Genomic DNA, 12463 nt, shown 5'->3' on the forward strand with positions numbered 1-12463 from the left:
CCTTGCGCCAGTTGAAGGGATGACGACGGCGCAACATTGTGGCAGTCTTGCCACATCAATCAGAAAAGGGAAAAAATATGTCCATTGTTCGTATAGATGCAGAAGATCGCTGGTCCGACGTGGTGATCCACAACGGCACGCTTTACTATACCGGAGTCCCGGAAAACCTCGACGCCGACGCCTTTGAGCAGACCACCAGCGTCCTGACGCAGATCGACGCCGCGCTGAAAAAGCAGGGTAGCGACAGGTCGCGCATTCTGGACGCGACCATTTTCCTTGCCGATAAAAACGATTTTGCGGCGATGAACAGGGCCTGGGATGCCTGGGTCGTCCCCGGCCACGCCCCGGTGCGCTGCACGGTTCAGGCGGAGCTAATGCACCCGCAGTTCAGAGTGGAAATTAAAATTATCGCGGCGGTGTAAAAGCGGTCAGGAGACGGCGTCCTGGTCGTCTTCGTCCTCAAAGCGCGCCACAATCCGCTCGCCGGTATGGGTGGCGCGCAGCTCCCCGGCCACCAGCGCAATGGCCTCGCCGCTGCTCATGCCCTGGGTCATCAGCTCCTGAATACGCTCTACCGCTTTTTGCTGCTGTTCATGGCTGAGTGAAGGTAAACCTGCAAACATGGGTAACTCCTGCTAAATTGTCAGCGCTAATTATTTCATGCTACCCGACGCATAGCCAGCAGAGCAGGATCGATGAAGACGTTATCTCCCACCGTTATCAATTTACCCTGGCATCAGGACGCCGCCGAACGCTACTTCGCCCCCCTGAGCCACCGGCCCTGGGCCATGCTGCTGCACTCGGGCCATGCCGATCATCCCTGCAGCCGCTTTGATATCCTGGTCGCCGACCCGGTTGCCACCCTGACCACCCGCGCTGCGGACACCCTGGTGTGCGATGCGCACGCTTCACGCCACAGCGCCGACGATCCGCTGCAGCTGCTGCGCGACGCGCTGGATCGCCTGCCCTTCCGCCCCCGGCACAGCCCCGACCTTCCCTTTCAGGGCGGCGCGCTGGGCCTGTTTGGTTACGATCTCGGGCGACGCTTCGAAACGCTGCCGGCGCGCGCAGAGCGCGACATCGACCTGCCGGACATGGCGGTGGGCATCTACGACTGGGCGCTGATCGTCGACCATCAGCGGCAGACCGTTTCGCTGCTCAGCTACGCGGACGCCGGGGCCAGACGCGACTGGCTGACGGCGCAGCAGGCGACGCCCGGCGCGCCCTTCCGTCTGACCTCGCCCTGGCGAACCAACATGACGCGACGGCAGTACGGCGATCGCTTCCGCCGGGTGCAGGCGTATCTGCACAGCGGCGACTGCTATCAGATTAACCTCGCCCGGCGCTTTCAGGCGGAATACCAGGGCGACGAGTGGCAGGCGTTTACGGCGCTGAACCGCAGCAACCGCGCGCCGTTCAGCGCTTTTCTGCGCCTGAATGAGGGGGCGATCCTCAGCCTCTCCCCGGAGCGGTTTATTCTGCTCGACGACGGGGAGATCCAGACGCGCCCGATCAAAGGCACCCTGCCCCGGCTGGCGGATCCGCAGGCCGATCGACGCCAGGCGCGGCGGCTGGCGGCGTCGGAAAAAGATCGGGCGGAAAACGTTATGATCGTCGACCTGATGCGCAACGATATCGGCCAGGTGGCGGTGCCGGGCACGGTTAAGGTGCCGGAGCTGTTCGTGGTTGAGCCGTTTCCCGCCGTGCACCATCTGGTCAGCACCGTCACCGCCCGGCTGGCGGAGCGCCTGCACGCCGTCGACCTGCTGCGCGCCGCCTTTCCCGGCGGATCGATAACCGGCGCGCCGAAGGTGCGGGCCATGGAAATCATCGAGGAGCTGGAGCCGCAGCGGCGCAGCGCCTGGTGCGGCAGCGTTGGCTATCTCAGCCTGTGTGGCAGAATGGATACCAGCATCGCCATCCGTACCCTTATTGCGACTCGCGATCGACTCTACTGCTCCGCCGGCGGCGGCATCGTGGCGGACAGCGATGAGGCGGCGGAGTATCAGGAAACCCTGGATAAAGTGAACCGCATTTTGCGCCTGCTGGAGAATTAAACGATGGACTACGGCGACCTGACCCTTGACGACTTTTTATCGCGCTTTCAGCTGCTGCGTCCGTCGCTTAACCGCACGGCGCTGAACGCGCGCCAGGCCGCGGTGCTGATCCCGGTGGTGCGGCGGCCCCGGCCGGGGCTGCTGCTGACCCAGCGCTCGGTCCATCTGCGCAAACACGCCGGTCAGGTGGCCTTTCCCGGCGGCGCGGTGGACCCTACCGACGCCTCGATCGTCGCCGCCGCGCTGCGCGAGGCGCAGGAGGAGGTGTCCATCCCGCCGGACGCCGTGGAGGTGATCGGCGTACTGCCGCCGGTGGACAGCGTTACCGGCTTTCATGTGACGCCGGTGGTCGGCGTGATCCCGCCGGACCTGCCGTACCGCGCCAGCGTGGATGAAGTCTCCGCCGTCTTCGAGATGCCCCTGGCCCAGGCCCTGCATTTAGGCCGCTATCACCCGCTGGACGTTTACCGCCGCGGCAGTTCCCATCGCGTCTGGCTCTCCTGGTACGAGCACTATTTCGTCTGGGGCATGACCGCCGGGATCATTCGCCAGTTGGCGCTGCAAATTGGTATCCGTCCCTGACGGTATCCCCGTTTCCGCGCTGCAATGCCGGTCACATTATTAGAAAAACGGCGGTGATCCATTAATTTAATTCATGTGAATTATTGGCCCTGACCGGCCCATTCCCTCTTACACTAATGCGCAATTATTCCGTCCGGCTATTCCCCCTCAGGACAAAAACCGCGCCGCCTCTTCCTGAGCCAGCGCGCAGCAAGCCTGAGCGAAGACGGATACACATCGTTACCGGAAGCCTCCGGTTGCCCAGCAGGAGTATTATTGTGATTAGTCTGTTCGACATGTTTAAGGTGGGGATTGGTCCCTCCTCTTCCCATACCGTAGGGCCGATGAAGGCGGGTAAACAGTTTGTCGACGATCTGGTTGAAACAGGGTTACTGGACAGCGTGACCCGTGTTGCCGTTGACGTGTATGGCTCTCTGTCGCTGACGGGCAAAGGGCACCATACCGATATCGCCATCATTATGGGGCTGGCGGGCAACGAGCCGGCCACCGTGGATATTGACAGCATCCCTGGCTTTATTCGCGACGTGGAGGCGCGCGGACGCCTGCTGCTGGCCCAGGGGCGACGCGAGGTGGATTTCCCGCCCAATGAGGGAATGCGCTTTCACGACGGCAACCTGCCGCTGCATGAAAACGGCATGCAGATCCACGCCTGGCGCGACGACGCCCTGGTATACAGCAAAACGTACTACTCCATCGGCGGCGGTTTTATCGTCGACGAAGAGCACTTTGGCCAGCAGGCGGAGAGCGGCGTCAGCGTGCCGTATCCCTTTACGTCAGCGGCCGAAATGCTCGGCTACTGCAGCAGCACCGGCCTCTCACTCTCGGGAATGGTGATGCAGAACGAACTGGCGCTGCACGATAAAAAAGAGATTGATGCGTATTTCGCCAACGTCTGGCAAACCATGCGCGCCTGCATCGATCGCGGCATGAACACCGAGGGCGTATTGCCCGGCCCGCTGCGCGTGCCGCGCCGCGCGTCGGCCCTGCGGCGTATGCTGGTCTCCAGCGATAAGCTCTCTAACGATCCGATGAACGTTATCGACTGGGTGAACATGTTTGCCCTCGCGGTGAACGAGGAAAACGCCGCCGGTGGCCGGGTGGTCACCGCGCCGACCAACGGTGCCTGCGGGATCGTACCGGCGGTGCTGGCCTATTACGACCATTTTATCGGGTCGGTCAGCCCGGATATCTATACCCGCTACTTTCTGGCGGCCGGAGCCATCGGCGCGCTGTATAAGATGAACGCCTCGATCTCCGGCGCGGAGGTGGGCTGCCAGGGTGAAGTGGGCGTGGCCTGCTCGATGGCGGCGGCCGGGCTGGCGGAACTGCTCGGCGGCAGCCCGGAGCAGGTCTGCGTCGCGGCGGAAATCGGCATGGAGCACAACCTGGGGTTGACCTGCGATCCGGTTGCCGGCCAGGTGCAGGTGCCGTGTATCGAGCGCAACGCCATCGCCTCGGTAAAGGCGATCAACGCCGCGCGGATGGCGCTGCGCCGCACCAGCGCGCCGCGCGTTTCGCTGGATAAAGTCATCGAGACCATGTACGAGACCGGTAAGGATATGAACGCCAAGTACCGCGAAACCTCCCGCGGCGGCCTGGCCATTAAGGTGCAGTGCGACTGACGCGGCAGAGCGTCGCGCCGTTCCGGCATCGTCCATCCCTCGCGGATAGGCGAAAGCCTGCGGCAGGCTATATCGCCTGGCAGACGTCGGCCCGGCATAGCGGACAAAAACCGTCCGCTATGCCGCTGCGCTGACGGCGGTTAACGCGCTACTCCTCTTCGTCGTGGGCGGGCTGCGCTTTCACAATGCGCACCAGATCGACGCGGTAGTCGTTGGCTTCAACAACGGTGATGTGCAGCGGCGCTACCTCGATGACATCGCCGACCTGCGGAATGCGCCCGTGGACGGCAATCACCAGCCCCGCCGCCGTGGCGACATCCTCATCTTCATTCAGCAGATTGTCGAGGGCCAGCGCCTGCTGTAGCGCGTGCAGATCGGTGCCGCCCTTCACCAGCCAGCCGTCGCCGTCGGCAACAATTTCCGGCGTTTCGTCGGCGTCCGGGAACTCGCCGGCGATCGCTTCCAGCACGTCAAGGGGCGTCACCAGCCCCTGCACCATGCCAAACTCGTTGGTCACAATGACGAAGCTGCCGCGCGCCCGGCGCAGTACCCCCAGCAGGTTGATCGGGTCCAGGGTTTCCGGCACCACGATCGCCGGCGAGGCGGCGGCGATGGCCGCCACGTCCACGCCCTCTTCCAGCGCCACCAGCAGCTCTTTGGCCCGGACGATGCCGATAATTTCATCCAGCTCGCCGCGGCACACCGGAAAAAGGCTGTGTGGCGAAGAGAGCAGCTGCTCGCGGATCTCATCCACGCTCAGGGTGGCATCCACCCAGCTGATTTCACCCCGGGGCGTCATGATACCGCGCAGGGAGCGCGAGGCCAGGGTCAGCACGCCGTTAATCATATAGCGCTCCTCTTCGGCAAACGCCCCTTCCGGGATCGGCACCGGCGGAGCCTGGCTGTCCATTTCCGGCTGCACCCCGGCCTGACGCCTGCCGCCCATCAGCCGCAGGATCGCGTCGGCGGTGCGCGCGCGCAGCGGCTGCGCGGACTGGTGGCGAATAAAGTTGCGGCGCGCAATCTGGTTAAAGATCTCGATAACAATCGAGAAGCCGATGGCGGCGTACAGATAGCCCTTCGGAATATGGAAACCAAAGCCTTCGGCCACCAGGCTCAGACCAATCATCAGCAGGAAGCTCAGACAGAGCACCACCACCGTCGGATGCTGGTTAACGAAGCGGGTCAGCGGCTTCGACGCCAGCAGCATCATTGCCATCGCAATCACCACCGCGGCCATCATCACCGGCAGGTGGTTCACCATCCCTACCGCGGTGATCACCGCATCCAGCGAAAAGACCGCGTCCAGCACCACAATCTGCGTCACCACCACCCAGAAGCTGGCGTAGCCCTTGCCGTGGCCGGCATCATGTTCACGGTTCTCCAGCCGTTCGTGCAGCTCAGTGGTCGCCTTGAACAGCAGAAAAATACCGCCCAGCAGCATGATCAGATCGCGGCCGGAGAAGCTGAGATCCATCACCGTAAACAGCGGTTTTGTCAGGGTGACCATCCACGAAATGATGGAGAGCAGCCCCAGACGCATCACCAGCGCCAGCGACAGGCCAATCAGGCGCGCTTTATCCCGCTGTTTCGGCGGCAGCTTGTCCGCAAGGATAGCGATAAAAACCAGGTTGTCGATACCCAGCACAATTTCGAGGACCACCAGCGTAAGCAAACCGGCCCAAATCGAGGGGTCCATTAAGAATTCCATGACGTACTCCTGCGAAAGGAATGGCTAAACGGCGTCCGGGATAACGAAGGCGTGAAGGTAATAAGTAATGTTAAGCGATGGCATACGGTGCCGGTCTGGCAGGCGCGTAACGGCCTGAAGATGAAATGACGTCGGTGACGATCCATACGGTGGGCTACTGCCCTGTACTCCTTGCTAATTAAACGGAAGCTAAACATAGCAGAGGCCCCGGGCATTTGGCAAAAATTTACCGACCCTCGCACCGCCCTAAGCGAATAATTTACCGCGCGAAATATCTGTAACCAAAGTGAAATTACGGATCGTCATCAAACGAATTAATCATTTCACAATCTAAAATAAATCTTGTGAATGCATTTTCCGTCGCCGTTATCGGGTATCGGGTTCTACAGACGACGACGCTACGCCATCCGTCATGTTGCTGGATTAACAATAAAGGAGGTAACAGGTGACCATTGCTATTGTGATAGGCACGCACGGTTGGGCCGCGGAGCAGCTGCTTAAAACGGCAGAAATGCTGCTGGGCGAGCAGGAAAACGTCGGCTGGATCGACTTTGTTCCGGGTGAAAACGCCGAAACGCTGATCGAAAAATATCACGCCCGGTTAGCGCAGCTTGATACCAACAAAGGGGTGCTGTTCCTGGTCGACACCTGGGGCGGCAGCCCGTTCAACGCCGCCAGCCGCATTGTCGTCGACCACGCACAGTACGAGGTGGTGGCCGGCGTTAACATCCCGATGCTGGTAGAGACACTGATGGCCCGCGACGACGACCCGGCCTTTGACGAGCTGGTCCAGCTTGCCGTTGAGACCGGCCGCGAGGGCGTGAAGGCGCTGAAGGCGAAGCCGGCCCCGGCTCCCGCTCCCGCAGCGGTCACGCCGGAAGCGGCTCCGGTGAAGTCGATGGGAGTGAACGACTCTATGACCATCGGCCTCGCCCGCATTGACGATCGCCTGATTCACGGCCAGGTAGCCACCCGCTGGACGAAAGAGACCAACGTCAGCCGCATCATCGTCGTCAGCGATGAAGTGGCCGCCGATACCGTCCGTAAAACCCTGCTGACCCAGGTCGCGCCCCCCGGGGTTACCGCCCACGTCGTTGACGTTGCCAAAATGATTCGCGTTTATAACAACCCAAAATACGCGGGCGAGCGGGTCATGCTGCTGTTCACCAACCCGACCGACGTAGAGCGCGTTGTGGAGGGCGGCGTCAGGGTAACCTCCGTAAACATTGGCGGCATGGCCTGGCGTCAGGGACGAACCCAGGTGAACAACGCGGTTTCCGTTGATGAGAAAGATATCGCCGCATTCAGAAAGCTCCACGCCCGCGGGATTGAGCTGGAAGTACGCAAAGTGTCTACCGATCAGCGGCTAAATATGATGGATCTGCTCGCCAAAGTGGCGAAATGACCCTCCGGCCTTTCTTTCGTTTTCCCCCAGTCTGCATAGCAAGAGGAGAAGTACAATGGAGATCGCCACGCTTCAGATTGTGCTGGTGTTCATCGTCGCCTGTATCGCCGGGATGGAATCGGTACTCGATGAATTTCAGTTCCACCGGCCGCTGGTGGCCTGTACGCTAATCGGTGCCGTACTCGGCGATATGAAAACCGGGATTATCATCGGCGGCACCCTGGAGATGATTGCCCTCGGCTGGATGAACATCGGTGCCGCCGTGGCACCAGATGCCGCGCTGGCATCTATTATCTCTACCGTTCTGGTTATCGCCGGCCATCAGAGCATTGGTGCCGGGATCGCGCTGGCCATTCCGCTGGCGGCGGCGGGCCAGGTGCTGACCATCATCGTACGAACCATTACCGTGGCGTTCCAGCACGCGGCGGACAAGGCGGCCGAAAGCGGTAACCTGACGGCGCTCTCCTGGCTGCACGTCTCATCCCTGTTCCTGCAGGCGATGCGCATCGCCATTCCGGCGGTTATCGTCGCCATCTCCGTGGGCACCAGCGAAGTGCAGAACATGCTGAACGCCATTCCGGAAGTGGTGACCGGCGGTCTGAACATCGCCGGCGGCATGATCGTCGTCGTCGGCTATGCCATGGTCATCAATATGATGCGCGCAGGCTATCTGATGCCGTTCTTCTATCTCGGTTTCGTCACCGCCGCCTTTACTAACTTCAACCTCGTGGCCCTTGGGGCGATCGGCGCGGTAATGGCCATCCTCTACATTCAGCTCAGCCCGAAATACAACCGCCCGGGGGCCTCGCCGACGCAGGCCGTCGGCAGCGACGATCCCGATAACGAACTGGACTAACAGGTGAACAAAATGGTTGATATGACAAAGACTACCGGTGAGAAAAAGCTCACGCAGAGCGATATCCGCGGCGTGTTCATCCGTTCTAACCTGTTTCAGGGATCGTGGAACTTCGAACGTATGCAGGCGCTGGGCTTCTGTTTTTCGATGGTGCCGGCGATCCGCCGCCTCTACCCGGAGAATAACGACGCGCGCAGACAGGCCATCAAGCGGCACCTGGAGTTTTTTAATACCCATCCCTACGTGGCAGCCCCGGTGCTGGGCGTCACCCTGGCAATGGAAGAGCAGCGTGCTAACGGCGCGGAAATCGACGACGGCGCTATCAATGGCATCAAGGTCGGCCTGATGGGGCCGCTGGCGGGCGTGGGCGATCCTATCTTCTGGGGAACCGTGCGCCCGGTGTTTGCCGCGCTGGGGGCGGGCATCGCCATGAGCGGCAGCCTGCTCGGCCCGCTGCTGTTCTTTATTTTGTTCAACCTGGTACGCCTGGGAACCCGCTACTACGGCGTAGCCTACGGCTACCGCAAAGGGGTAAACATCGTCCAGGATATGGGCGGCGGCTTTCTGCAGAAGCTGACCGAAGGGGCATCGATTCTCGGCCTGTTTGTGATGGGGGCGCTGGTCAATAAGTGGACGCACGTTAATATCCCGCTGGTGGTGTCGCGTATCACCGACCAGACGGGCAAAGAGAATGTCACCACCGTGCAGACGATTCTTGACCAGCTGATGCCGGGCCTGGTGCCGCTGCTGCTGACCTTTGCCTGCATGTGGCTGCTGCGGAAAAAAGTCAACCCGCTGTGGATCATCATCGGCTTTTTTATCATCGGCATCGTCGGCTACGCCGCCGGGCTGCTGGGTCAGTGATCTTCGCGCAGACCGCCGGGGCGCTGGCCCCGGCGTGTTATCAGGAGAAGAGATGGCCGCCACCAACCTGACGCTGATACTTTTCATTATTATTTTGCTGGCGTACGCCCTTTACGACCAGATCGTCGTGCCCCGCCGCCGCGGCCCTGCCCTGCTGTCCATTCCGCTGCTGCGACGCACCCGCGCCGACGGCGCTATTTTTATCGGGCTGGTCATCCTCCTTATTTGCAATAACCTCGCGGGCGGCGGCCCGCCAACCACCACCTGGTTATTAAGCGTCCTGGCGCTGACGGGATTATATCTGTTCTGGCTTCGTACGCCAAAAATCCACTTCAAAGCGCAGGGCTTTCTTTTCGCCGGCGCGTGGACAGAATATAAGCAAATTAAGGAGATGAATTTATCGGCAGACGGCGTGCTGGTTGTGCAATTAGAGCGGCGGCGGCTGCTTATTCGCGTAAAGAATATAAGCAGCCTGGAGAAGATATATGATTTTTTAGTAAACAATCAATAAGTTAAGAATTTTTACGCCGCTATTTTAGCCCTGTGTACTTAACCTTATCTATAGTCAGGGCTATATTTCACAGGCAAAAATGTTATTATTTTTAACGTTCTGTCAATATATAAATCTTAATGAAAATCATTTTCAAATAGAAATAAAAGAATATTTCCCGTTTATTGTTTTATCTTCGCCAAATATGTTATGGTTGCGCCGTCATTTGGGGAGTAGCCAATTTCCAGTCTGCGGAAATGTACGTGTCAACATACTCGTTGCAAAACGTGGCGCGTACGGACTGAAAAGTGATTTCAGTCAGGCGAGACCATAGGCACATCAACTGCTATGCATGGTCGCCGAACGCGGCGTTTCGCCATGCATGTTTGCTGGGGGCAGTAGATGTGTTTTATGGAACCCCCGGTCAGGACGCTCGCATGAATATTACCGCAACCGTACTTCTCGCTTTTGGCATGTCAATGGATGCTTTTGCCGCGTCGATTGGCAAGGGTGCCACGCTGCATAAACCTAAATTCTCTGAAGCGCTGCGCACCGGCCTGATTTTCGGTGCCGTCGAGACCCTCACCCCGCTGGTGGGCTGGGTCATGGGCGTGCTGGCAAACAAATTTGTTCTGGAGTGGAGCCACTGGATCGCCTTCGTGCTGCTGGTCTTTCTGGGCGGACGCATGGTGATTGAGGGGCTGCGCGAAGGTGATGAGGAAGCCAGCCCCCCCCAGCGCCACGGTTTCTGGCTGCTGGTCACCACCGCTATCGCTACCAGCCTTGATGCGTTGGCCGTCGGCATCGGGCTGGCTTTCCTGCAGGTCAATATTATCGCTACCGCGCTGGCTATCGGCTGCGCCACGCTGATCATGTCCACCCTGGGAATGATGATCGGCCGCTTTATAGGCCCTCTTCTCGGTAAACGGGCGGAGATCGTTGGCGGGCTGGTGCTGATCGGCATCGGTGCCCAGATCCTCTGGGCGCATTTCCACGGCTAAGGGGTTCGCTGCCAGAGGTGAACGCTGAAGTCCGTCTGGCAGCTGAACGTCTCCCTTTCCGCCAGCTGCTGCCATACTTCCGGCTTCGCCCGCCAGGCAAAGGGCGTCATCTGCAGCAGCGCCACCGCCTCGCTACCGCTCAGCTGCATCTCATAGCCCAGCGCAAGATCCTGCCGCAACGTAAAGCCCGTAAGCTGCTCAGCATACGGCGCATGTAAACGCACCTCATCATAGATTAACCCCTTCAGCGCCATCAGGTGACGCGGTCCAGGCGTGGCGGTGATAACCCAGCCTCCGGGCTTTACTACCCGCGCCAGCTCCTCTGCTTTACAGGGAGCGTAAATGCGGACCACGGCGTCCATGCCGGCGTCGGCAAACGGCAGGCGATGGCTTGACGCCACGCAGAAGCTCACCTGCGGGTAGCGCTTTGCGGCAGCCTTAACGGCAACTCTTGCCACATCAAGACCAAAGACGGCCGCCTCCGGCAGCGCGTCGGCAAAAGCGTGGGTGTAATACCCTTCACCGCAGCCGATATCCAGAACCGTCGCGGCCCGCCCGTCCGGCAGCCGGGCCAGCGCGTCTACGATGGCATCGCGCAGCGGCTGATAGTGTCCGGCGTCGAGAAACGCCCGGCGCGCCTGCATCATCTGCGGGCTGTCGCCCGGATCGCGCGAGCGCTTATGCTGAACCGGCAGCAGGTTGACATATCCCTCTTTCGCCACATCAAACTGATGCCGCTGCGGACAAACGAAACTGCTTTTAACCTGTGCGAGAGGCTGATGACAGAGGGGACAGCTAAAGGACATGGTAACTCCGGCGGGGGACTTAAAGGGCGCAAGTGTAGCGTGATTTACGCCGTGGGAAAATCATTTACGCCTCGCGGCCATTGCGCTGGCGCATCAGGCGGCACGCCCGGTAATCCACCGGATGCAGCCATTTCCCTTACCAGGCTGAATACTGGCAGCGGGATCGCCGTGGTGGATAAGCGGTTGGTGCCGCGATGGCTGCCGCCGGTTCTCCCGCCTTTGTTAATTTCCGCGGGTGTACCGCGCAGAGAAACAGCACAGACTAAAAAGCCCCGCGTCGGCGAGGCTTTCAAACTAAGATTTGTTGCGCCTGAGCGCTTCAGGCCAGTGATTCGATCAGATAGCCGTTACGTTAACAGCAGCCGGGCCTTTCTGGCCGTCCTGAATTTCGAACTCAACGTTCTGGCCTTCAGCCAGGGTTTTGAAGCCGTTGCCCTGGATAGCGGAGAAGTGTACAAACACATCTTTGCTGCCGTCAGCCGGGGTAATGAAGCCAAAACCTTTAGATTCGTTGAACCACTTAACTTGACCTTTAATCTTTGCCATTTGCAAAATTCCTTAGACTGTTTTCTTTGCCTCGCGGGCAACTTAGATAAAACCGACACATTACTGCTTGAGGCACTAATTTAAAGCTCGGCAGAGAAGCGGTATTCAACGACAACGTGTTTACTCAGGACTTCTTTACTGAAAATGCCACACATAAACAGAACTGTACCTCGTTTAACCCAAATGTGTTATCACATACAACGTAAAATATGGCAAGCCATTTTTAAACGTGTCTCGATCGGTCGCACAAATCACGTGAATCACCCTCGGCGGCCTGCGCAGCTATGCGCCGGAGCGCGCAAAATATATTCCCGTCTCATTGCTGCCGTGCTTTCAAAGCGCCGGCTGACTGAAAGTCATTTTTACCATAGCTCACGGGTTTCAATTCTTCCAGGTCATCTCTTCCTTAAAATAATTCAACCTGTATACCCGTCCTGTTTCAGGCTGCATGAAGGGGGAAACAGGCACCCGCGCGAAGCTATATCAGCCGCCTGCCGCTACGTCTGTGTTTTTACATCGGAAA

Annotated in this window: 14 protein-coding genes and 1 pseudogene; 9 read left to right on the forward strand and 6 right to left on the reverse strand. The window is 59.5% G+C overall.

What is annotated here, in order from left to right:
- The first annotated feature begins 77 nt into the window (after nt 1–77).
- Nucleotides 78–422 (forward strand): RidA family protein, encoded by a 345-nt coding sequence (locus GJV78_RS13050; RefSeq protein WP_155108771.1) that lies wholly within the window; start codon nt 78–80, stop codon nt 420–422.
- Between the two features lie 6 nt (nt 423–428).
- Here the strand turns inward: GJV78_RS13050 and GJV78_RS13055 are convergent, their stop codons facing one another.
- Nucleotides 429–623: a YoaH family protein gene (locus tag GJV78_RS13055; RefSeq protein WP_155108772.1), complete on the reverse strand. Its 195-nt coding sequence runs from the start codon at nt 621–623 to the stop codon at nt 429–431.
- A 72-nt stretch (nt 624–695) separates the two neighbouring features.
- Between GJV78_RS13055 and pabB the strand changes: the two genes are divergently transcribed.
- The 3 genes from pabB (at nt 696) to sdaA (ending at nt 4261) form a co-directional block, all read left to right on the forward strand.
- Entirely contained in the window at nt 696–2057 is a 1362-nt protein-coding gene (gene pabB / locus GJV78_RS13060) for an aminodeoxychorismate synthase component 1 (RefSeq protein ID WP_155108773.1), read from the forward strand.
- A gap of 3 nt (nt 2058–2060) precedes the next feature.
- Nucleotides 2061–2639, forward strand: coding sequence for a CoA pyrophosphatase (locus GJV78_RS13065; RefSeq protein WP_155108774.1), 579 nt, complete (start codon nt 2061–2063; stop codon nt 2637–2639).
- Between the two features lie 257 nt (nt 2640–2896).
- The gene (sdaA, locus tag GJV78_RS13070) at nt 2897–4261 is read left to right on the forward strand and encodes an L-serine ammonia-lyase (RefSeq protein WP_167519560.1); all 1365 of its coding nucleotides are present in this window, start codon (nt 2897–2899) and stop codon (nt 4259–4261) included.
- A gap of 148 nt (nt 4262–4409) precedes the next feature.
- Here sdaA and yoaE read toward each other — a convergent pair whose 3' ends face one another.
- Both yoaE and GJV78_RS24145 read right to left on the reverse strand, forming a co-directional pair.
- The gene (gene yoaE, locus GJV78_RS13075; protein WP_155108776.1) at nt 4410–5972 is read right to left on the reverse strand and encodes a CNNM family cation transport protein YoaE; all 1563 of its coding nucleotides are present in this window, start codon (nt 5970–5972) and stop codon (nt 4410–4412) included.
- Nucleotides 5960–6187: a protein YoaL gene (locus GJV78_RS24145; RefSeq protein ID WP_407929056.1), complete on the reverse strand. Its 228-nt coding sequence runs from the start codon at nt 6185–6187 to the stop codon at nt 5960–5962. The genes yoaE and GJV78_RS24145 overlap by 13 nt, the downstream gene beginning before the upstream one ends.
- A gap of 230 nt (nt 6188–6417) precedes the next feature.
- On the opposite strand from GJV78_RS24145, the gene manX reads away from it, so the two are divergent.
- From manX to mntP, 5 genes are all read left to right on the forward strand, one after another.
- The gene (gene manX, locus GJV78_RS13080; protein WP_167519561.1) at nt 6418–7377 is read left to right on the forward strand and encodes a PTS mannose transporter subunit IIAB; all 960 of its coding nucleotides are present in this window, start codon (nt 6418–6420) and stop codon (nt 7375–7377) included.
- A 55-nt stretch (nt 7378–7432) separates the two neighbouring features.
- Nucleotides 7433–8233, forward strand: coding sequence for a PTS mannose/fructose/sorbose transporter subunit IIC (locus tag GJV78_RS13085; protein WP_155108777.1), 801 nt, complete (start codon nt 7433–7435; stop codon nt 8231–8233).
- A 12-nt stretch (nt 8234–8245) separates the two neighbouring features.
- Nucleotides 8246–9097: a PTS mannose transporter subunit IID gene (locus GJV78_RS13090; RefSeq protein WP_155108778.1), complete on the forward strand. Its 852-nt coding sequence runs from the start codon at nt 8246–8248 to the stop codon at nt 9095–9097.
- A gap of 52 nt (nt 9098–9149) precedes the next feature.
- Nucleotides 9150–9608, forward strand: a complete 459-nt coding sequence (locus GJV78_RS13095) for a DUF986 family protein (RefSeq protein WP_155108779.1) — start codon at nt 9150–9152, stop codon at nt 9606–9608.
- Nucleotides 9609–10024: 416 nt separating this feature from the next.
- Complete coding sequence (gene mntP, locus GJV78_RS13100; RefSeq protein ID WP_155108780.1) at nt 10025–10588, forward strand: manganese efflux pump MntP; 564 nt, start codon at nt 10025–10027, stop codon at nt 10586–10588.
- Here mntP and rlmA read toward each other — a convergent pair.
- From rlmA to GJV78_RS23635, 3 genes and pseudogenes are all read right to left on the reverse strand, one after another.
- Nucleotides 10585–11394: a 23S rRNA (guanine(745)-N(1))-methyltransferase gene (gene rlmA / locus GJV78_RS13105; RefSeq protein ID WP_155108781.1), complete on the reverse strand. Its 810-nt coding sequence runs from the start codon at nt 11392–11394 to the stop codon at nt 10585–10587. The two genes, mntP and rlmA, sit on opposite strands and share 4 nt — an antisense overlap.
- A 336-nt stretch (nt 11395–11730) precedes the next feature.
- Nucleotides 11731–11940 carry a transcription antiterminator/RNA stability regulator CspE gene (gene cspE, locus GJV78_RS13110; RefSeq protein ID WP_001062678.1) on the reverse strand — a complete coding sequence of 70 codons (210 nt, stop codon included), beginning with the start codon at nt 11938–11940 and terminating at the stop codon, nt 11731–11733.
- Nucleotides 11941–11960: 20 nt separating this feature from the next.
- A pseudogene (locus GJV78_RS23635) lies at nt 11961–12095 on the reverse strand (DUF2627 domain-containing protein); the annotation flags it as partial.
- Between the last annotated feature and the right edge of the window lie 368 nt (nt 12096–12463).

Origin of the sequence: Intestinirhabdus alba, assembly GCF_009711095.1 — a bacterium.
In the GTDB taxonomy this organism is placed as follows: Bacteria; Pseudomonadota; Gammaproteobacteria; order Enterobacterales; family Enterobacteriaceae; genus Intestinirhabdus; species Intestinirhabdus alba.